The organism is Rothia endophytica (assembly GCF_928381505.1).
In the GTDB taxonomy this organism is placed as follows: Bacteria; Actinomycetota; Actinomycetes; order Actinomycetales; family Micrococcaceae; genus Rothia; species Rothia endophytica_A.
Map to the genome: position 1 here is coordinate 88,491 of NZ_CAKMSJ010000002.1, position 20,689 is coordinate 109,179.

Annotated in this window: 17 protein-coding genes; 9 read left to right on the forward strand and 8 right to left on the reverse strand. The window is 56.3% G+C overall.

All coding sequences use genetic code 11. The features are described from left to right. Positions 1-182: 182 nt before the first annotated feature. The 9 genes from ftsZ (at position 183) to dnaE (ending at position 10,509) form a co-directional block, all read left to right on the forward strand. Positions 183-1,385, forward strand: a complete 1,203-nt coding sequence (gene ftsZ, locus L6990_RS02510; RefSeq protein WP_237202503.1) for a cell division protein FtsZ — start codon at positions 183-185, stop codon at positions 1,383-1,385. A gap of 113 nt (positions 1,386-1,498) precedes the next feature. Beyond that, entirely contained in the window at positions 1,499-2,299 is an 801-nt protein-coding gene (locus tag L6990_RS02515) for a polyphenol oxidase family protein (protein WP_237202504.1), read from the forward strand. Positions 2,300-2,311: 12 nt separating this feature from the next. Continuing rightward, entirely contained in the window at positions 2,312-3,121 is an 810-nt protein-coding gene (locus L6990_RS02520) for a YggS family pyridoxal phosphate-dependent enzyme (protein WP_237202505.1), read from the forward strand. Between the two features lie 137 nt (positions 3,122-3,258). Further along, the gene (locus L6990_RS02525; protein WP_336604463.1) at positions 3,259-3,951 is read left to right on the forward strand and encodes a cell division protein SepF; all 693 of its coding nucleotides are present in this window, start codon (positions 3,259-3,261) and stop codon (positions 3,949-3,951) included. 15 nt (positions 3,952-3,966) lie between these two features. Then, positions 3,967-4,266, forward strand: a complete 300-nt coding sequence (locus L6990_RS02530) for a YggT family protein (protein WP_237202506.1) — start codon at positions 3,967-3,969, stop codon at positions 4,264-4,266. A gap of 324 nt (positions 4,267-4,590) precedes the next feature. Continuing rightward, a complete protein-coding gene (locus L6990_RS02535; RefSeq protein WP_237202507.1) occupies positions 4,591-5,223 on the forward strand; it encodes a DivIVA domain-containing protein in 633 nt (210 codons plus the stop codon). Between the two features lie 176 nt (positions 5,224-5,399). Then, positions 5,400-5,969 (forward strand): signal peptidase II, encoded by a 570-nt coding sequence (gene lspA, locus L6990_RS02540; protein WP_237202508.1) that lies wholly within the window; start codon positions 5,400-5,402, stop codon positions 5,967-5,969. Between the two features lie 54 nt (positions 5,970-6,023). Then, on the forward strand, positions 6,024-6,926 hold the full coding sequence (locus L6990_RS02545; protein ID WP_237202752.1) for an RluA family pseudouridine synthase: 903 nt from the start codon (positions 6,024-6,026) through the stop codon (positions 6,924-6,926). Between the two features lie 46 nt (positions 6,927-6,972). After that, positions 6,973-10,509, forward strand: a complete 3,537-nt coding sequence (gene dnaE / locus L6990_RS02550) for a DNA polymerase III subunit alpha (protein ID WP_272879257.1) — start codon at positions 6,973-6,975, stop codon at positions 10,507-10,509. Between the two features lie 97 nt (positions 10,510-10,606). On the opposite strand, the gene L6990_RS02555 is transcribed toward dnaE, so the two are convergent. The 8 genes from L6990_RS02555 to L6990_RS02590 all read right to left on the reverse strand — a co-directional run bounded on the left by L6990_RS02555 (position 10,607) and on the right by L6990_RS02590 (position 20,642). Next, positions 10,607-11,413 carry a DUF4839 domain-containing protein gene (locus L6990_RS02555; protein WP_237202509.1) on the reverse strand — a complete coding sequence of 269 codons (807 nt, stop codon included), beginning with the start codon at positions 11,411-11,413 and terminating at the stop codon, positions 10,607-10,609. Positions 11,414-11,805: 392 nt separating this feature from the next. Then, on the reverse strand, positions 11,806-13,143 hold the full coding sequence (locus L6990_RS02560) for a UDP-glucose dehydrogenase family protein (protein ID WP_237202510.1): 1,338 nt from the start codon (positions 13,141-13,143) through the stop codon (positions 11,806-11,808). A gap of 26 nt (positions 13,144-13,169) precedes the next feature. Further along, positions 13,170-14,210, reverse strand: coding sequence for a phosphotransferase (locus L6990_RS02565; protein WP_237202511.1), 1,041 nt, complete (start codon positions 14,208-14,210; stop codon positions 13,170-13,172). Next, complete coding sequence (locus tag L6990_RS02570) at positions 14,207-15,310, reverse strand: aminoglycoside phosphotransferase family protein (protein WP_237202512.1); 1,104 nt, start codon at positions 15,308-15,310, stop codon at positions 14,207-14,209. The genes L6990_RS02565 and L6990_RS02570 overlap by 4 nt, the downstream gene beginning before the upstream one ends. Next, a complete protein-coding gene (locus tag L6990_RS02575) occupies positions 15,307-17,118 on the reverse strand; it encodes an ABC transporter ATP-binding protein (RefSeq protein WP_237202513.1) in 1,812 nt (603 codons plus the stop codon). The genes L6990_RS02570 and L6990_RS02575 overlap by 4 nt, the downstream gene beginning before the upstream one ends. Then, a complete protein-coding gene (locus L6990_RS02580; RefSeq protein ID WP_237202514.1) occupies positions 17,111-18,226 on the reverse strand; it encodes a glycosyltransferase family 4 protein in 1,116 nt (371 codons plus the stop codon). The genes L6990_RS02575 and L6990_RS02580 overlap by 8 nt, the downstream gene beginning before the upstream one ends. Continuing rightward, on the reverse strand, positions 18,226-19,431 hold the full coding sequence (locus L6990_RS02585; protein ID WP_237202515.1) for a glycosyltransferase: 1,206 nt from the start codon (positions 19,429-19,431) through the stop codon (positions 18,226-18,228). Before L6990_RS02585 ends, L6990_RS02580 begins: the two co-directional genes overlap by 1 nt. Continuing rightward, positions 19,419-20,642, reverse strand: coding sequence for a glycosyltransferase family protein (locus tag L6990_RS02590; protein WP_237202516.1), 1,224 nt, complete (start codon positions 20,640-20,642; stop codon positions 19,419-19,421). The genes L6990_RS02585 and L6990_RS02590 overlap by 13 nt, the downstream gene beginning before the upstream one ends. Positions 20,643-20,689 lie beyond the last annotated feature (47 nt).

The window sequence follows — 20,689 nt, forward strand, 5'->3', positions numbered from 1 at the left end:
AAGCTTAGATTAGATTTCAACCTTCAGAATTTCTGAAAAAGTAATGCTTGGGTCGACACTGGGGCGACAACCTGCCCGTGAAATTGATAATCTTTCATTGATTGAGTAAATAAAATGTTCCAATCTAACCTTTAAAGTAAAGGTTTAGATTTGTGTCTAAGAGTAAAAACAGTAGGGAATCCATGGATACATCAGCTCCCCAGAACTACCTGGCAGTTATCAAAGTAGTCGGCATCGGTGGCGGTGGCGTAAACGCCGTTAACCGCATGATTGAGGTCGGTCTCCGCGGTGTTGAGTTCATCGCCATCAATACCGACGCTCAGGCACTGCTTATGTCAGATGCGGATGTAAAGCTCGACGTGGGCCGTGAACTGACCCGCGGCCTTGGCGCTGGTGCTAACCCCGATGTGGGACGTCAGGCTGCTGAAGACCACGAGCAGGAAATTGAAGAGGTGCTCAAGGGCGCTGATATGGTATTCGTAACCGCTGGTGAAGGTGGTGGCACCGGTACCGGTGGTGCACCCGTCGTCGCACGCATTGCCCGCTCCCTGGGCGCACTGACCATTGGTGTTGTGACCCGCCCCTTCACCTTTGAAGGCCGCCGTCGTTCAAACCAAGCAGAGACCGGCATCGCTGCTCTGCGCGATGAAGTTGATACCCTCATCGTCATCCCCAACGACCGTCTGCTCTCCATCTCGGACCGCAACGTTTCTATGCTCGACGCCTTCAAGTCAGCTGACCAGGTTCTGCTCTCAGGTGTCCAGGGCATCACCGACCTGATCACCACCCCCGGTCTGATTAACCTTGACTTTGCAGACGTTAAGTCAGTCATGCAGGGTGCTGGTTCAGCTCTCATGGGCATTGGCTCCGCATCCGGTGAAGACCGTGCCGTCAAGGCAGCCGAACTGGCGATTGCATCCCCTCTGCTCGAGGCATCCATCGATGGTGCTCACGGCGTTCTGCTGTCCATCCAGGGCGGTTCAGACCTGGGTCTCTTCGAAATCAACGAGGCAGCTCGCCTGGTTCAGGAAGTTGCTCACCCCGACGCCAACATCATCTTCGGTGCCGTCATTGACGATGCCCTGGGCGATGAAGCTCGCGTTACCGTTATTGCCGCTGGTTTTGATTCGGTCGACCCCGAAACCAACTCCAATAACACCAACGCAGCAGCCAACCAGGCAGCACGCACCCAGCAGAGCTTCGGAGGCGCATCTGCTCCCTCTTCAGCTTCACGCGGTTTCAGTGCCCCGGCTACTAACACCTGGGAATCAAACAACAATGATGTTCCCACTAACGCTGGCTTTGACGTTGATCTTCCCCCCGTGGTTGAAGATGCATCGGCTAACCGACGTGACACTCTGGATGTTCCCGACTTCCTTAAGTAGGGCATCAACCATCATAATTTGATGCGGTGGGGGTGAAGGCAAGATGTGCCTTCACCCCCACTTTTGCACGGTAGAGTTTTTAGCACATACCCTTGGCCTCAGAAAGCAAATCAATGCACGATGTTTTGTACTCCCGACACACCGTCAGCACACCTGATGGCAGCACAGTCCACCTGGGGTTTACCTCCCGCGCTGCCGGTAATTTAGGCCTCCACGTGGGCGCCAGCCCAGCTGTGGCAGTAGAACACAGAGCGAATCTTGAAGAATTTCTGCTGGGCACCAACGCTGCCGCTGGGTTTATCTATCTAGAGCAGGTTCATGGAACCGAGGTATGCGACGCTGATCAGGTGGCATCAGCGCGACACACCAGTACCGGTGATGAAGATGCAGCCCGTCAGCTGAGGTCTGCAGCGCCGGTGGCCGATGCCGCTGTCACGTGTGACTCCCGTGCGCTGGCCGTTATGGTGGCAGACTGTATCCCTCTGGTTTTTGTGGGGGAGCATCGGGCAACCGGTTCACCGATTCTGGGCGTAGCTCACGCTGGGCGTCGGGGGCTATTAGACGGCGTGATTGAAGCCGCCGTTCAGGAGCTCCTTGCCCGGAGCGCAGAGAATATTCGAGTGTGGATTGGCCCATCAATCTGCGGACGCTGTTATGAAGTGCCCGCCGATATGCACCGGGAATCAAGCCGCTTGCTACCGGAGGTTGCTTCTACCACCAGTTGGGGAACACCGGCTCTTGACCTCCCTGCAGGGGCCCACGCCGTCCTGCAAAAACTCCCTGCTGTCGCAGAAGTGTCAGATGAGTTTGGCGCTTGTACGCTTGAAACCGAGCAACTGTTTTCTCACCGAGCCGTAGCAGGCGGCAGGGAAGCAGGCAGAATAGCTGGACTTGTATGGGTTGAGAAACAATAGGTTGGAGTCACCATGTTGATGTATTCAGAAGCACGTGCCAGGGAATTGGCACATAATCTTCAGGAGGTGCAGGCACAGATCGCCGCAGCCTCCCAGGATTTGAGCGCGGTGCGTGCTCAAACTTCTGCGCTGCCAGAACTTACTGTGGTCACTAAATTTTTTCCAGCGGAAGATGTTGCAGCCCTTTACGATATGGGGGTACGGTCGGCCGGTGAGAACCGTGACCAGGAAGCTAGCGGTAAAGCTGCCCAGCTATTACCCCACGCTCATACTGATGACCCCCTGCGCTGGTCTTTTATCGGGCAGCTACAAACCAATAAAGCCAAGTCTGTTGTCAAATATGCGCACGAGGTTCAGTCGGTTGATCGCCTATCCTTGGCAGAGGCCTTGTCCAAGGCTTACCTTAACCAGCTCAAGCGCTATGAGGCAGGGGAAGGGCCGGCGCCTGCGTCCCTAGCAAGTGGTGGGCTAAAGTGTCTTATCCAGGTAGGATTGAACCCGCTGGCCCCTTCGACTGCGGGCCAATCCTCTTTGGGTGCCAGAGGTGGAGCATCTCCCGAAGACACCCTGGAACTCGCCCATCAGATTTCCCGTTTACCCGGACTAGTCTTAGGCGGAGTGATGGCGGTAGCACCACTGGATCAGAGCGCAGATGCAGCATTTGAACGTCTGTATAGAACCGCTGAAAAGCTATGGGGCGATTTCCCCGAGGCAAGGACTATCTCAGCGGGCATGAGCACCGACCTTGAAGCTGCTATTCGGTGGGGGTCAACCAACGTGAGAGTAGGTTCTCACATCATGGGGAAAAGACCAATGCTGTGAAGTGAGGGCTAACCCGGTAAACTTAAGCTGCTGGCATCCCCTGAAATGGGGGTGCGTTTTGATAGCGTGAAAACCTAAGGATTGAAGAGGTAACGGTGTAACAGCCCAGTGGCGGTTGCCTGTTGAAGGAGATAAATATGGCTCGTACCTTGCATCAGGCAATGGCTTACCTGGGGCTAGCAGAGAATGAGACCGAACGGTCTCAACAGGCTTCCAGAAGGTTAGAACCTGTCTATGAAGAGACTGTATTCGAGGCAGACGATACCTACCAGCCCTTCGACGACGAAGTTGCCTACGATGAGACCCAGGCAGAAACCTCTGTAACAGATGACCGGGATGTTCTGCTGGGCACCCTCGGTAACTCTCGATCTGTGAGAGCATCAGAGTCAGATGACCTGTATGCGCCGTCCCACAGCTCTGCCACGTCCTCACTCTCTGCGGATAACTACCGCGACCAAGAGCAGTCCTCTGCTGATTCCGCTCCTGTCGAGCGACCTGCCAACCGTTATACCCCCAACGAAAGCGACGAAGAATTGCGCCGTATCACCACCATTCACCCTCGTTCTTACAACGATGCCAAAATCATTGGTGAATCCTTCCGCGAGAACATTCCGGTCATTATGAACGTGACCGATATGGGAGATACCGACGCTAAGCGTCTGGTTGATTTCTCAGCTGGCTTGGCTTTTGCCTTGCACGGTTCAATTGAGCGGGTTACCGATAAGGTCTTCTTGCTGACTCCCGCCAACCTAGAGGTCCTCGGTGCTGAAGGTACTGAGATTCCGGTTGCTTTAGACAGCGACGACAATAACCTCTTCAATCAGGGTTAATCGAAGTAGTTTTTCGTGGGTTATATTTTTGCTTTCCTAACAATCGCAGTTTATTTGCTGATTGTTGTGTTTATGGCGCGCCTGGTGCTTGACTGGATTCAGATGTTTGCACGATACTGGCGGCCTCAAGGGTTTATGCTCATTCTTGTTTCCTTCGTCTACGGTGTGACGGACCCTCCTATGAACCGTGCCCGGAAGTATATCAAGCCTCTTCGTTTGGGTGGTATATCACTCGACTTGGGTTTCATGCTCGTGCTCATCGGTCTATTTGTCGTGCAAACCGTACTCATGTCTTTGACTATTCGCGCCTCATAAGGCACAGCGCTTTTCTGCCCTTTGAAAGGTGATAAGTTCACGAAATTTCTTTCAAAGTCAAGGGTCTAAGCGTGATGATTAGCTCATGGGGGTTGCCCGCCTCTATTCTTGCAACCTCCCCACACAGCATGTAGTTTATTGTTGTAGTAAGGGGAACTACAGGCTTTACTGACTCGTACCGGGGTAAAGCTAGCTTCACTTTCATCTATATTCATGATTCAAAAATTTATAAAGAATTTGAGAACTCAATGAAATCCACCTACCAATAGTTTGCTGGTGAGATGAATGAGAAGTGCGAAAACAAAGAATTAGAGGTGAACTACCGTGGCACTTACGCCTGAGGAAGTTATCAACAAAAGGTTTCAGCCAACCAAGTTTAAAGAGGGATATAACCCCGAAGAGGTTGACGATTTTCTCGATGAAATTGTTATCGAGTTACGCCGTTTGAACGCTGAAAATAGTAGCCTAAAGCGTCAGCATGAAGAAGCAGAGGCTCAGGCTCCTTTCACAGCGGCAGAATCTCCAGCCTCCACAGCTCCGGCATTTATTGATGTGCCTGAAGCTGCTCCCGAGGTAGAGGTATCGCACGCTACTCCCTCCGATGCTGCCGGTCTTCTGGCCCTGGCTCAGAAGGTTCACGATGATTATGTCATCGAAGGTAAGCGTGAGCGTGAACGTTTGATCGGTGAGGGCCAGGAAGAGGCTGCCAACTTGGTAGCGACTGCTCGCGAAGAGTCAAGCCAGGTGCTCGGTGAACTCGAGCAGACTAAGGTTGAACTTGAACAGTCTGTCGATCAGCTGCGTAGCTTTGAAAGCACCTACCGCTCTTCACTGCGCACCTATATTACTGAGCAGCTGTCGGCCTTGGAACAAACCCCTCACCTTGAACCCCTGGATACTCCTTCTCCTGTAACAGGCCAGCAGTCTCTAGCTCTGGAATCAGACCAAGAAAAATAATGCTTTCCCGGCTCAAGAGTCAGTTGTGAATTAGTACTGTTCTCAATTCCTGCTCAGGCGGCAACCAACTAAGGTTGCCGCCTGAGATGTTTAAGATACTGCAACTCGTGCGACCTGGGAGAGATAAGCGATAAGCTAGAGGCTGATTAAGAATCAAAGGGTGACGAAAGGGTGCCGTGACAGAGGTCCAGCAAAAAGATACCGCTTTGACTCCGGTTCGACGAGTGAGCGGGGTTAAAAAGTTAGTGCTCGCTGCTTTTCTCTTCCTTCTGGTCTATGGCGCTGATCAAATCATTAAACATATTGTTGAAACCACTATGTATGTGGGCCAGTCCATCGCTGTGATTGATGGTTTGCTGTGGTGGCGCTACTATCTCAACCCCGGCGCAGCCTTTTCGATGGGGGAGAGCACCACCTGGATTTTCACCATTATTTCTACCCTGGGCGCTCTGGTCTGCGTGGTACTGATTGCGCGTGCGCGATCTTTGGCATGGACGGTATGGTTGGCAGTTTTGATGGGCGGCATCGTAGGTAACCTCCATGACCGACTTTTCCGCGAACCCGGCTTTGGTATCGGGCACGTGGTGGACTACATCTCGGTCCCTAACTTTGCCATCTTTAATCTGGCTGATTCAGCCATTTGCGTTTCGATGGGCGTCATTGTTCTCCTGACCTTTTTGGGGATCAGAATGGACGGCAACCGTGAAGTAAGAGCCAAAAAAATTGCTGTAGAAGAGGAGAAGTAAGTCGTGAGTGAACGCATCAATATCGAACACACCGTCGAGGCCACCCAGGCAGCCATGCGTTTGGATGCTCTGCTGGCCGAAATCTCTGGACATGCCCGCACAACGGTGAGTGGCTGGATTAAGAACGGTGAGGTCGCCGCTGTGGCTGCTACCGGGCGTCCCCTCAAAACCAAAGCTTCAGCCAAGGTAACTGAAGGCGATAAGATTTCGGTGGATGGCACCCCGCCCCGAGACCTGACCCAGATTGAGGCAGAACAGGTGGATGGTTTCAGCATCGTTTACGAGGATGATGACATTGTAGTAGTTGATAAGCCAACCGGCGTGGCAGCCCACCCCTCTATGGGCTGGCACGGCCCTACTGTGGTTGGGGCCCTCAAACATGCCGGGGTTGAAATCGCCACCAGCGGTGCCGCCGAACGCAAGGGCATCGTCCACCGCCTGGACGTTGGCACCTCCGGTCTTATGGTGGTGACCAAGAACGAACAGGCCTATACGGTCATGAAGAACGCCTTTAAAGACCGCACCGTTACCAAGGTTTATCACACCTTGGTTCAGGGGCTCCCTGACCCTGTCAAGGGCACCATTGATGCCCCCATCGGCCGCCACCCCGGTAGCGAATGGAAGTTCGCGGTGAACGAGGACGGCAAGCCCGCCGTTACCCACTACGAACTGATCGAAGCTTTCGGCCCGGCGTCCCTGGTTGAAGTGCACCTTGAAACCGGACGCACCCACCAGATCCGCGTTCACTTCTCAGCCCTGCGCCACCCCTGCGCTGGCGACTTAACCTACGGCGCCGATCCCATGATTTCAGCCAACCTGGGGTTGACCCGTCAGTGGTTGCACGCTCACAAGCTGGGCTTTGCGCACCCCCGCACCGGGGACTACGTTGAATTCGAGAGCCCCTACCCGGCTGACCTGCAGTTCGCCCTGGACTCTCTGGCAGACGGCAACTTCTAAAGCACCCCCCCCTCAACCGGCACCTTGCACCGAACAGGAAACCCTCGTGGCTAATAACGACTTCACTCACCTGCACGTTCATACCGAGTACTCCATGCTAGATGGTGCTGCCCGTCTAGGAGACCTCTTTAGCCACTCCAAAGAGCTGGGCATGAACGCGTTGGCAACTACCGACCACGGCTTTCTTTTTGGTGCCTTTGACTTCTGGAACAAGGCCAACCAGGCTGGTGTCAAGCCCATCATTGGAGTTGAAGCCTACCTGACACCCGGCACCGCGCGTCAGGACCGCACCCGTGTCAAGTTTGCGGACGGCGGCCGCGACGACGTTTCCGGTGGCGGTGCCTACACTCACATGACTATGTGGGCAGAGACTACCGAGGGCATGCATAACATGTTCCGGGCGTCCTCACTGGCCTCCCTGGAGGGCCAGCTCTACAAGCCCCGTATGGACCGCGACCTGCTGCAGACCTACGGCAAAGGCATCATTGCAACGACCGGTTGCCCCTCGGGTGAAGTGCAGACCCGCCTGCGCCTGGGGCAGTACAAGGAAGCGGTGCAAGCTGCCAGCGACTTCCGCGATATCTTTGGCAAAGAGAACTTTTACTGCGAAATTATGGACCACGGGCTGTCCATCGAAAAGCAGGTGATGACCGACCTCATCAAGCTCTCCAAGGAGCTAGACCTACCCCTAGTGGCTACTAACGACCTGCACTATACCCACGCAGAGGACGCCAAGGCGCACGCCGCCTTGCTCTGCGTCCAGTCCGGTTCAACCCTGCAGGACCCCAAGCGCTTCAAATTCGACGCCGATGACTTCTACCTCAAGTCCCCGGCTGAGATGCGCGAGCTCTTCCGCGACTTCCCCGAAGCATGCGATAACACCATGGAAATCGCTGAGCGCTGCCACGTTGAATTCAACACCAAGGCAAACTACATGCCCAACTTCCCCGTGCCCGAGGGGGAGAACGAGGAATCCTGGTTCGTCAAAGAAGTTGAACGAGGCCTGCACTACCGTTTCCCCAAAGGCATCCCCGACGACGTCCGCAAACAGGCTGAATACGAAGTGGGTATCATCTCGCAGATGGGCTTCCCCGGCTACTTCCTGGTGGTTGCCGACTTCATCAACTGGGCGAAGGAACAGGGCATTCGCGTGGGCCCGGGCCGTGGCTCTGGTGCAGGTTCGATGGTTGCGTACGCCATGCGTATCACCGACCTCAACCCACTGGAACACGACCTGATCTTCGAACGTTTCCTCAACCCCGACCGCGTCTCCATGCCCGACTTCGATGTGGACTTCGATGATCGCCGCCGCTCTGAGGTCATTCACTACGTGACCGAGAAGTACGGCGAAGACAAGGTGGCAATGATTGTCACCTACGGCACCATCAAGGCTAAGCAGGCGCTGAAAGATTCCTCCCGCGTCCTGGGCTACCCCTTCTCTACCGGTGAGCGCCTGACTAAGGCCATGCCGGATGACGTCATGGGAAAGAACATCGCTCTCGCCAACGTCTACAACCCCGAGGATAAGCGCTACCAGGACGCCGGCGATCTGCGTGAGCTCATCGAAACCGACCCCGATTCAGCCAAGGTCTTTGAAACCGCTAAGGGCCTTGAGGGCCTCAAGCGCCAGTGGGGCGTGCACGCGGCGGGCGTCATTATGTCCAGCCACAACCTCATTGACGTTATCCCCATCATGCGCCGTGAGCAGGACGGGCAGGTTATTACTCAGTTTGATTACCCCACCTGCGAGGGCCTAGGCCTGATTAAGATGGACTTCTTGGGTCTGCGTAACCTAACCATCATTTCTGATGCCCTTGAGAACATCAAAATGAACCGCGATCAAGAGATTGATCTGGAAACCCTGGAAATCGATGATGTGGAGTCCTACAAACTGCTGGCACGAGGGGACACCCTGGGTGTCTTCCAGTTGGATGGCGGGCCCATGCGTCAGCTGCTCAAGCTCATGCAGCCGGACCACTTCGAGCACATTTCCGCGGTGCTCGCGCTCTACCGCCCCGGCCCTATGGGCGCTAACTCCCACACCAACTACGCCCTGCGTAAGAACGGTCTGCAGGAAGTTACCCCCATCCACCCCGAGCTCGAAGAGCCTCTGGCTGAAATTCTGGATACCACCTACGGCCTGATTGTCTACCAGGAGCAGGTTATGGCGATCGCCCAGAAGGTAGCGGGCTACTCGCTGGGTGAAGCAGATATTTTGCGCCGTGCCATGGGCAAGAAGAAAAAGGAAGAACTGGATAAGCAGTACGCCACCTTCCACCAGGGCATGCTGGATAACGGCTACTCTGAAGGCGCTGTGAAAGCTCTCTGGGACATTCTGCTGCCCTTCTCTGACTACGCCTTTAACAAGGCGCACACAGCAGCCTACGGTCTCGTTTCTTACTGGACTGCCTACCTCAAGGCCCACTTCCCGCAGGAATACATGGCAGCTCTGCTAACTTCGGTGGGCGATGATAAGGACAAACTAGCGCTCTACCTTAACGAGTGCCGTCACATGAAAATCACGGTGCTCCCACCGGACGTCAACGAATCAGCCCTGAACTTCACCCCCGTTGGGGACGACATCCGTTTCGGTATGGGCGCTATCCGCAACGTGGGTGCCAACGTGGTCTCGGCCATGGTGTCTACCCGCGAAGAGAAGGGCCGCTACGAGTCCTTTCACGACTTCCTCAGCAAGGTGCCCGTGGTGGTCTGTAACAAGCGCACCGTGGACTCCCTCATTAAGGCTGGCGCCTTCGACTCGCTGGGTCATGAACGCCGCCCGCTGTCCATGGTTCATGAAGAAGCCATTGACGCCACCGTTTCGGTCAAGCGCCAGGAAGCTGCCGGTCAGTTTGACCTCTTCGGTGGTCTGGGCGGTGAAGACGATAACCCGGTAGGGGACTTCGCCGTCGCCATCCCGGACGTCCCCGAATGGGAAAAGCGCGACAAACTCAACTTCGAACGTGAAATGCTGGGCCTGTACGTCTCAGACCACCCCCTTCGCGGGCTAGAAGAGGCGCTGGACGCCCTCTCAGACTCAACGATTCAGGGGCTGCTCTCGGAGGATTCGGTCAAGCCCGATGGCGCTATCGTGACCGTTGCCGGCATGATCACCTCGGTCTCCCGCCGCATCGCCAAGCAATCGGGTAACCCCTATGCCCGCCTGGAACTTGAAGACCGCACCGGCTCTATCGAGGTCATGTTCTTTGGCCGTGCCTATGAGCCGATTGCCGGCGTCCTCTCTGAGGATCTCATCTGTACCATCAAGGGCCGTCTGCAGCGCCGCGATGATGGGTCGGTGACCCTCAGCGCTCAGGAGCTGCACATCCCCGAAATCTCGGCGGACGGCACCGGCGGCCCGGTCACCATTGTCATTCCCGAGTACAAGGCGACCGAGGAAACCCTGGGCCAGCTACGCGACATTTTGAAGAATCACCGCGGTGAATCAGAAGTGCGCATAGCCATGACCACCCGCACCAAGAAACTGCTGCTGCGCCTGGCACCTGACCTGCGCGTCACCCCCAACCCCGCGCTCTTCGGCGACCTCAAGGTGCTACTGGGCCCGGCCTGTTTAGACAGCTAGAAATATCAAAACAGGGTAAAGCTTCGGTTGTAAAGCCATAAAGGGCTTTACAACCGGAGACTAAAAATCAGCTGGATTATATAGGTCAAACGATGATTCAGCGTGATGTTGTCTTGATGGGGTCAAGATAAAACAGGCAGGAATTTTGATCAAAGGATTCAATTTCTGCTTCAAAATGTAAATTTTGCCCCACATAAATACTCTCTGCAGGGTCATCCGCTGGAAAATGCATAGAGACAGCGGGTTGAACTTCTTCGAACTTAAAATATGGTCCTTTTTGTGATGTTTCACTAAAGTCGCCAGGTGAGATAAGCACGTCCACAACCGTCCTGTATCCCTCAAGTTTTAAGATGTTCACGATGGATCCATCAAAGCTAACTGTTTCCCCGTCATATGTTGATGCAAAGTCCCTGATGCTTTCACTACAGGGATCATTTTCATTAATAATTAATTCAAATTCAGGATTATTTGCAGAGGTAATAATTCCTACAGGGGTTGGCGATGGAGTGGGGGAGGCACTAGCTTCTGAATGCTCGGAATGAATGGTACTGGCTGGAGCCATCGAATCTGGAGCGGTGGAAGCGCGTGTATTGGAATGTGAAGGTGTGGTGGTTTGGGACTGTGATGCCGCAACGGACGCTTCTTGGTCAGTTTCTTCTTCTAGTGTTGATTGGATTCCGGCCGTAGCGAGTAAAGCTACTGTGGCTATTGCCGCTGGAATGGCAATCTTCATGTTGATGGGTTTTACAGGTTTACGGAAGTGCAACGTTGTTTGAAGTTTACCGTCAACGACCTCTGTTAGCTCCCAACCGTCTTCCTCCATCTTTCTGATAGTAGACGCTTTTTTGAGTTTTAGGGTTGTTAGCTTCTGACTACGGTATTTAGTTGTAGCGTTATTTTTCATATTTGTGCCTTTATTAAGGAAACCAGACTTCAACGAATTAGGGGCATTGCCTAGTATCGACTTCTCGGTTCAGGTTGACACTCTGCAACTACATCATTCCTCATAATAATACGTTGGCATTTACTATAATTTTTATAAAAATATCAAACTACCTTTAGAAGGTAACTTCTGAAATGGTGATGACAAGGCGTTTCTTTGTATTCTGATAGATTCACGCTGTTCACAGCAATCTGCACAAAACCGAAGTTGAGTTGATGTCCAATAGCCAGTGAACCGACTGCGCCCGGTAAAGAACAGCGGGGTTTCCTTTCAACAGCTTTGTTTCTGTCGCAGTAGAAAGCAGACCCCACACAAGGTAAGGTGGCGGCAGGTCCTAAGACGGGTCGAGAAAGTTACCTGCCGAGTCCGGCGTAGCTCCAGCCGGCGCCCTGCCAGATGCAGGGGTCAAGGGCATTACGCCCGTCAATAATACGAGCGGTGCCCACCAGCTCGGTCGCCTGCACAGGGTCAATGTTGACGAACTCGGCCCATTCCGTCAGTAAAAGCACCAGATCACTGCCCGTCAGTGCGGTCAACACATCTGCCTCGGTGATGAGCTGGGGGTAGCGGGTAGCAACACTCGGTAGCGCCTCGGGGTCGGTAATGGTTACCTGAGCGCCGGCGTCCGCCAAACGCAGCGCCACCTCAAGAGCAGGGGAGTCACGGATGTCGTCGCTGTTGGGCTTGAACGCGGCACCCAGAACCGTAATTTTTGCGTTCTCAATCTCTCTGTCAAAAATCTTGATTGCTTGTGTGACCACGCGGTCGCGACGGCGCTGATTAATAGCGTCCACATCGCGCAGGAAGCTAACCGCGCTTTCAACGCCCAGCTCCTCGGCCCGGGCCTGGAAGGCTCGGATGTCCTTGGGCAGACAACCTCCACCGAAACCGATACCGGCCTTCAAGAACTTGTTGCCAATACGTTCGTCATAACCGATAGCGGTGGCAAGCTCGGTGACATCCCCACCGGTAGCCTCGCAGAGCTCAGCCATCGCGTTGATAAAACTGATCTTGGTAGCGAGGAAGGAATTAGCGGCGACTTTAACCAGCTCGGCGGTAGGGTAGCTGGTCTTGATGAGGGGGATACCCTCTGCCAGCAGGGGAGCATAGACCCTCTCCAGTGCAGCAGCACCGGTCTTAGCCCGTTCAGCATCCTGGGGTAGACCATAGACCAGTCGGTCCGGGTGCAGAGTGTCTGCAACCGCAAAGCCTTCACGCAGGAACTCGGGGTTCCACAGCAGGGTGGCGCCGGCGGCTTCGATGCGAGGGGCTAGGGCAGAGGCAGTGCCCACGGGAACGGTGGACTTACCCACAATGACGGGACGGCCAGCTTCAGCGGCGGTATCAGAGCTGGGCATAGCCTTCAGCACCATGTCCACGGCGGAGTTCACGTAGGTGAGATTAGCTGCCTTGCCGTCCTCAGACTGCGGGGTTCCCACAGCGATGAAGTGGACGTCAACGTCAGCGAGTTCTTCTGACGCGGGAGCCAGAGCAAAGCGGAGTTTGCCCGAATCTAAGGCGGTGCGCAGAATCTCGGGGAAGCCCGGTTCAAAGAAGGGGGCTTGGCCCGCAGCCAGCGCCTCGATGCGGGAGGCATCGACGTCAACACCGATGACCTCGTGACCAAGCTGAGCCATAGCCGCTGCGTGGACGGCACCGAGGTAGCCGCAACCGATGACTGAGATTTTCATGAAATGTTCCTTTGAGATGGTGATGTTTAAAAAACTGAGGGGGTGTGGGCTAGTGCCCAATCAAGCCAGGTAGCAAGCCAAGGGGCGGAGCGGGGGCGGAAAGCGTAAACGCAGGTGATCCGAATGCGGGAACTCTGGGTGTAGGCCCTGAGTCTCTGAGGGCTGATTCCGGCCTCTTGGGCGAGATCCCACAAAATCACGGTGATTTCGGCGGCTTTTTCAGCGGTGAGATGCCCCTGGATTCGGCGCAGCTCGATGTGAGCCAGAAGGTTGCCTACATCCAGGGCAGCTTCGCCGATTGCCGCGGTATCAATGTCAAGAATTCCCAGCTGCGAACCGTCCCAGAGCAGCTGCTTATCGTGGAGATCACGGTGAAGCAGGACGAGCTGATCCGGCTTTTCTGCCAGAGCGGTTGCAACGGCTTCTGCTGCCCTCTCGAGGTCGTTGATGCGGTCGAGAGCGGCGTAGTTGCGAGCAGACTTAATCCATTGGGCTAGCACCCTTTTTTCCTCCACTGAGCCGTGGAGTGGGTAGTGAGTCACATCAGCCAGATCTTTCCCCAGGGTCAAAAACCGTTTCCAGGAGTCTGCAAAGACCTCCCATGCCGGCAGGGAGTCATCGCCCAGCTCTAGCAAGGTCTGGCCGGGCAGAAGTGAAAAATCAAGAGATTGCTCGCGCACCGCAAGGACGCTGGCCGAGCTAAAACCTGCCTCTTCAAAAACCTCACCCAAGCTGCTGGATAGAGCTGCTACCTTTTCTGCCTTACCGGGGCGTAGGTGCTTAGTAACTGCGTGGTGTTCCCTGGTGACGGCGCGTTTGCCGGCCCGGTGCACCAGAAGCTGCGCACCGCCGTCCACAGCCGCTTCTAACCAGGGTAGCTTCTTATCAGTCCCATAGATGAGCAGGGAAATATTCCCTTCAGCGGTGACCTTCCCCGCGCGCAGGAGCCCCTGGGTGTCGAATGTTTCAAAAATGAGGGCACCGTCTTTGGCCGGCCACGCTCTGCGCACCGGGCTAGTGCGGTGGTAGCGTCGCAGGGCTTCTAAAGCCGTGGTATTAGCACTCATAGCATCTGCTCAATTCTGCTCAGGGCCGCCTCAACCTCGGCCTTCCAGCCGGGTTGAGCACTGCGGAGCGGGTCGGCCAGACGCAGGGCAAGAGCTCCAGCCAAGGCATGTTGAAGATCTAGAACCGGCAGCCTGTGCCCCGCCGTGCTGCTGTAGCCCTCCAAGAAGGCGGCACTGACCTCGGTGGGTGAGGTTGCCATAAAAGAACCAATATCAACGGGGGCTGGGCCCAGATAAGCCCGGTCAAAGTCAGTAAGCCAGAGCGCCCCGGTGGCCTCATCCGTCAGAACCTGGTCCGGTGAGGCATCCCCGTGCAGCAATACCGGCGGCCTTGATAGGGGCTTGAACGCTGTGGCCAGTGCACGGGTGCGGCCAGCAAGTTCTGGAGCCAGCACATCAAAGAGGGAAGCATGCGCTTCTAACTGGACAGCAGGAGAAATATTCTTAGCCGCCAGATGACGATTGAGGTAGTTGGGTAGAGAAGAAACCGAAGCATGCAGACCAGCGAAGAGCGCACCGACAGACGTAGCTTGAGTAGTGGAGAGACCCGAGCTGAGATCCCTGGTGCCCACGAAACGCAGCACGTCCATACCGGTGCCCGTATCGGCGTCCAGCACTTCAGGTACAGGCACATGTAAACCCACAAAACGGTAGAGGTCAGTGCTGTGGGGGTCTGCGGAGGTGACGATGCGGGAGACTCGATAACCGTTGCGGATCACCAGGCGGCGCAAGGGGTTATAGCGCAGAATTTCACCGTCATCCAGACCCTCAAAGGAAACGAGATGCATCATTAGCTTAGGGTCGGTTTTAACCCCACCCCACTGGAGAGTAAAACCATCGGGCAACTCACTCTGCTGCACGCTTAAGCCCAACTTGGCTGCTTTGCGTCTATGCTTTTCTGCCTTACCTGCTCCGGCCGGCCACATCAGACGCACCCAGCCTGAGGCGTCCTGACCTTCTGCACCGGCAGAGGCGAAGGAGGCTGTCAGCGAGGTTCCCGGCTTAGCACGAAGTGAAGTCGCTGTTACCTGCGCCCCTAGAGCATCGGAGAGCCAGCTGGCGTCCAGCATCTGCTCGGTATACATCACCGTAGCGTTCATGGTGTATCTCCAATTCGAATATCATCAAGGTTTTGTTGGCCGGCATTGACCCACTGGCGGAACTCCTTGGAGTTAGCCAGCAAAGCGGTGGGGGAGTCATCGAGCAGAACCCGACCGTCCTGTAACCACACCACGCGGTCAGCTCGTAGAGCGACCTCAGTGTCGTGGGTCACCGCCAGGGTGGTTCGCCCCGCAACGAGCTTCTCGATAGCATCCATCACCAGTGATGCCGATTCCGGGTCAAGACCGGTTGTTGCCTCATCGAGAATCACTATGGGGGTGTTGCGCAGCAGCGCGCGGGCAATGGCGATTCGCTGACGCTGACCACCTGAGAGCGTGCCACCGCGTTCACCCACCACCGTGTCATAACCGTGGGGCAAGGTCTCGATGAAAGCGTGGGCATGGGCTGCCAGTGCGGCCTGCTCAACCTCCTCATCCGTGGCATCAAACCTGCCGTAGCGAATGTTCTCTCGAACCGTGCCGGTAAAGAGCACCGCCTCCTGATGGAGCAGGGAAACACTGGAACGAAGCTCATCAAGATCGGCGCTAGCCACCGAGACACCATCGATAGTCACGGTGCCCCAGTTGGGGTCCTGAGCTCGCACCAAGAGAGATACCAGCGTAGATTTGCCGGCTCCTGAAGGCCCGATGACCGCTACCAACTCACCGGGGCGAGCTGTGAGACTGAGACCTCGTAAGACCGGGTGCCCCTCATAGTCAGTGTGCACATCGTTGAAGGACACCTCGCCCTTGACGGCACCGAGGTCATCGGGGGTAGCGAGAACCGCCAGTTCACTTTCGACGTCCATGAGGTCGGCAACGCGCTCGCCGCTTGCGGTGGCTCGGGCTATACGTCCAGTGTATTTTGCCATATCACGCAGGGGTTTCATGGTGGTTTTCAGGTAGGTGGTGAAGAGTACAAGGTCGCCCACCGTCATCGCTCCCTGCATGACGCGCAGAGCGCCGCCCACGAGTACTGCGGCTGTTGCTAGACCCACGATAACGTCGGTCCCGCGTTCCAAACGGGCAGCCAGACGTCTAGCCTGCACGCCGTCCTTGAGCGACTTTTTATTAGCCGAGGTAAAACGGGCGCCAATGTGCTCTTCGAGCCCGTAGGCCTGTACCACCTGGATGGAGGACAGTGATTCTTGAGCTGTATTGGCTAGCTGGCCCTCTGCCTTGCGGGTCTTCCGTGAGGCAGTGGTAATTTTCTTGGCTGTGCCGCGCGATAGGAGCGGGAAGGCTACCAACGCGAGCACCACCACGAGTGAGAGCGCCGGGTCAATAATGAGCATGACCACCAGCATGATGACCAGGGTCAGCATATTAGCCATCAGAGGCAGACCAGCGGTAACGGCTACCTCCTGGAGCTTGCCCACGTCGCCCACAATGCGTTGAACGGTATCGGCGCTGCGGTTGCGGGCGTGGAAGCCCAGGTGCAGGCCCTGAACGTGGGAAAAGACGCGGGCGCGTAGCAGAGTGGACGCACGGGACCCAACCAACGCGAAGGCGACGGTTGCCATGTAGTTGGAGAGCGCACGCAGGCTCACAATAAGAATCAGGGCAACTCCGCACCAGATGAGCAGGGAGACTGAAGCTGCAGGGCCTGCCTGGTTTGCACCCAGAGAAACCGAAACCGCGTCAATCACGAACTTCATGGGCCAGGGCTCTAGCACGCGGAAGGCCACCTCAAAGAGCAGGGCGACGACGCCACCGGCTGCCAGGGTTCTCTGCGGCTTGATATTTGGGGCAAGGAGCTCCAAGGTACGCCGCAACGCGCGTTTTTGTATGCGTTTAGACTTAGCCACAGGCAGGCACCTGCGCTAGGTCAAAGATTCGGGCGACGACGCTGCCCCAGCTATGCTTTTGCACGGCTAATGTGCGGGCAGTAGCGCCCAACCGGGCACGGATTGAGGGATCAGCTACCAACTGATCGATAGCTGCCGCTAGGGCCGCTGGGTCTGAACCCGGCACCAGCAAACCTGCTCCGTCAATGAGCTCGGGAATCTGGCCGATGTCGGTGGCTACCACGGGTAACCCAGCAGCTAGGTACTCGTAGACTTTCAGCGGGGAGAAGTAGTGCTCTGAGCTATTGCTGGCAGCGGGGTAGGGGGCGACGCCCAGAGCGCTGCCGGCAATTTCAGCTGGCATGTTTTCGGGCACGACGGCACCGCGGAAGTCCACCTGTACCCCTAGCTTCGCGGCCTGTGTTTCTAGAGACACGCGTTCTGGACCATCACCGACGATGCGGAGTAGCCAGTCGTGCTGGGCGCAGGCAGCTGCCTCAATGAGGTCAGATACCCCGTGCCAGGGCTTTAGGGTACCCACGAAGGTGACAACGGGGGTGCCGGTTGCCTCAGGCGAGGGCTGGATACGGTTAATGCTGACGCCGTTGGGCACGGTGTGCGCCTGAGCAGTGGGAACATGAGTCAGTACCCAATCGCGGACCGGGTCAGAGACGCAGACGACGGCACTGGCTGCCTGAGCTTGACGGGTGAGGGCGGTGAAAGCCTGGTCTTCGTTTACTAGAACGCGGTGGGTTTTCTGTTCATCAATCAGAGGGGCGTTGACTTCAAGAATCCCGGGCAGGGTGGTGTCTGCAAGAACCGTGCTGAAGAGGGAGTAGCGCTCATAGACAAAATCCGCACCCCATTCAGCGATGTCGGCGACCATTGCCGCTGTGATCTGCTGCTGGGCAAGTTCGCGCTCGGCGGCGTCTTTAGTGCCGATTTTGTACTCGCGCAGCGGCAGATCGGCAAGGTCAGCGGGCACTTCTTTGCCCTTGCGGGTCGTGAAAACGCTGACCTCGTGGCCCAGCGCCAGAAATTCCCGCACCACTTCTTGGACGTGCACGGAGGCACCCTTGCTACCAAAGATGGGGATGCCGGGGTCAAGGCTGAGGTAGGCGATACGCATTAGGGTGCCTCCGTGGTTTCTAGGGTGTTCAGGCGCTGTGCCTGAAAGTTGCTATCGAAGTTCTGTTCAATGAGTTGACGGGCGGCCTCAGCCAGTGCCGGGGTGTCAACATCCCCGTATGCGATGCTTGCCAGCGCATCAGCAAGAGCCGGCACGTCGCCCGGTTCTAGCAGCAGACCGGTTTCACCGTTTCGGATCACCTCGGGTAGGCCGGTAACAGACGTGGTAACTACCGGGGCGCCGCAGGCCATGGCTTCGAGAACAACCGTGGGCAGTCCGTCCATGTTGCCGTCGCCCGCTGGCACGCAGGGGGCTACAAAAACGTCGCTGCTGTGCAGCAGCTGGCGTACTTCTTCTTGGGTGAGGGGCCCGGGCATGGTGACCTGCTGGGTCAGCCCCAACTGTTCAACTTTTTGGCGAAGCTGCTCATCAAGCTCGCCGTCCCCGCCCAGGGTCAGAGAGAAATCTACGCCTCGCTCAGCCAAGATGGCGACAGCGCCCAAGAGTTCGCTAAAACCCTTCTTGGGTACAAAACGGCCCACAGCCGCGATACGCAACGTACCTGTGGGTAGGGAGGGCTTGACGTACTCAAAACGTGAAAGCTCCAGTGCGTTGTAGAGCAAGACTAGGTTGGCGCCGGTGTCCGTGAGAACCTTCTGCAGATAGCCCTCGTTGAACCTACTGATGGCTAGAACTTGGGCGGCGTCCCCACAAATCCTGCGTAGCCAAATGGGATCAACCGACTCGTGGAAAATATCTTTAGCGTGGGTGGTCACGGTATAGGGAATGCCAGTTAGCTTGGAAGCAACCCAGGCCATGCGCCCGGCCAGCGATGCGAAGTGGGCGTGCAGGTGGGTGATGCCGTCAGCTTTGACCCGTTGCGCCAGCGCGAAGCCCTGAGCCACATCGCTGGCCTCTAGCTCGGTGAGCTCAGGGAGGATGGATGCAAAGTTGGCTAGGATTTCGGGGTCCTGGGTAGAGGCGGTGACCTGCTGCCAGAAGCGGTTGGCGTTGGTGGGGCGAGGCACCCAGGTGACCGGCGCTTTGACTCGGGCCAGTTCTGGGTGAAAACGAGCATCGGTGGTGGGGCGCATCGCGTAGATGCGAAGATCTGCTCCGGCAGCTTCTCGGGCCAGAATTTCTGTCACCACAAAGGTTTCAGAAAAGCGGGGGTAAACCTTAAGAACGTAACCTATGCGGTGCATGCTTCCTCCCGGGGAGCGGGGTATGTATTAGTGAAAGTTTCTGCTGCTAGTTTGGCTGTCTTGGTTAGCCCATTCCGTTTAATTCCTGAACGATCAACTCTGCTGCCGACCGCCTGTGCCAGCCAGGTACCGGTCAGAGCAGACGTTAGGTTTTCCACCTGGAACAGATCCACGGCCCCCACTTTCTGCAGGGCACGGGCACGGATGAGCTGTTCGGTGCGCGGTGTTTCCCGAGGGACAATCAGAGCTGGGGTATCGGTGGCAAGAATTTCGTTGACCGAGTTGTAGCCACCCATTGAAATCACAGCGGCAGCTTGTTCCATGAGCCCACTGAGCCCAGGAAGGGAGCCAACCACGCGGGTTCCAGCAGCAGCCTTGGCCTGTAGCTTGAGTAGTTTGCGGTTATTCATTTGTGGCCCGGCAACCACCAGATGTTGGTAGCCATCTGGCACCTTGGTGCGAACCAACGTCTGCAGTAGCTGGTAGCCGTCAGAACCGCCGCCGGCTGTGCTGAGAATGAAAGGGGTAGTGAGCCCGGGGTCGGTCGGCACTTCGGTCAGCTCCCTGCCCTGTGCAAGGTAGCCGGTAAAACGCACCAGATCAGCCAAACATTCGGGGACTTCGCCAGCTACTACGGGGTTGTGAACCTTCCGGTCTCCGTAGACCCAAATCGCGTCAATGAGATGACGGAGGTTCTGGGGGTCACCGTGTTTGAACCATTCGGCATGTGCTACCTCGGGGGCGTCCAGAACTTCACGTAGACCCAGTACCACACGGACCTCTGGGTTGCGTTGGCGCAGGGTGATGAGTGGGGTCTGGAGTTCTCGCATGACACCAAAGATATGGCGGTCGATGATGACCAAATCAGGGTTGAAGCCTAGCAGGCAGGCGTGTAAGAGCTGCGACCGAAGGCCAATCAGGTGCTTGGTGCTGGCATTCAGTGAGCGTGATGCATAAGCTCCCTCTGCCTTGTGGATGCTGGGGATGAAGACCCAGTCAAAGCCTTCAGGCAGTGGGAAGGTGCTTGCATAGGGCAGACCGGAGACGAGTAATCCCGCCACCGGTCGGCCGGTTAACTTGGGGAAGTGGCGGGCTATATGGTGGGCGATGGATAGGTTGCGGCGGACGTGACCCAATCCCTGGGAATCGTGGCTGTAGAGCACCACGCGCACAGGCTGAGCGCTAGCTACTTGTGGGAGCATATGTTGCATGATTCCTCGGTTCACGCCCTAATGGCTGGGCTGTGGGATGGTACCCA

Coding starts and splice junctions, on each gene's coding strand:
- ftsZ (WP_237202503.1), top strand. CDS start 183: ATGGATACATCAGCTCCCCAGAACTACCTGGCAGTTATCAAAGTAGTC.
- L6990_RS02515 (WP_237202504.1), top strand. CDS start 1,499: ATGCACGATGTTTTGTACTCCCGACACACCGTCAGCACACCTGATGGC.
- L6990_RS02520 (WP_237202505.1), top strand. CDS start 2,312: ATGTTGATGTATTCAGAAGCACGTGCCAGGGAATTGGCACATAATCTT.
- L6990_RS02525 (WP_336604463.1), top strand. CDS start 3,259: ATGGCTCGTACCTTGCATCAGGCAATGGCTTACCTGGGGCTAGCAGAG.
- L6990_RS02545 (WP_237202752.1), top strand. CDS start 6,024: ATGCGTTTGGATGCTCTGCTGGCCGAAATCTCTGGACATGCCCGCACA.
- L6990_RS02555 (WP_237202509.1), bottom strand. CDS start 11,413: ATGAAAAATAACGCTACAACTAAATACCGTAGTCAGAAGCTAACAACC.
- L6990_RS02560 (WP_237202510.1), bottom strand. CDS start 13,143: ATGAAAATCTCAGTCATCGGTTGCGGCTACCTCGGTGCCGTCCACGCA.
- L6990_RS02565 (WP_237202511.1), bottom strand. CDS start 14,210: ATGAGTGCTAATACCACGGCTTTAGAAGCCCTGCGACGCTACCACCGC.
- L6990_RS02570 (WP_237202512.1), bottom strand. CDS start 15,310: ATGAACGCTACGGTGATGTATACCGAGCAGATGCTGGACGCCAGCTGG.
- L6990_RS02580 (WP_237202514.1), bottom strand. CDS start 18,226: ATGCGTATCGCCTACCTCAGCCTTGACCCCGGCATCCCCATCTTTGGT.
- L6990_RS02585 (WP_237202515.1), bottom strand. CDS start 19,431: ATGCACCGCATAGGTTACGTTCTTAAGGTTTACCCCCGCTTTTCTGAA.
- L6990_RS02590 (WP_237202516.1), bottom strand. CDS start 20,642: ATGCAACATATGCTCCCACAAGTAGCTAGCGCTCAGCCTGTGCGCGTG.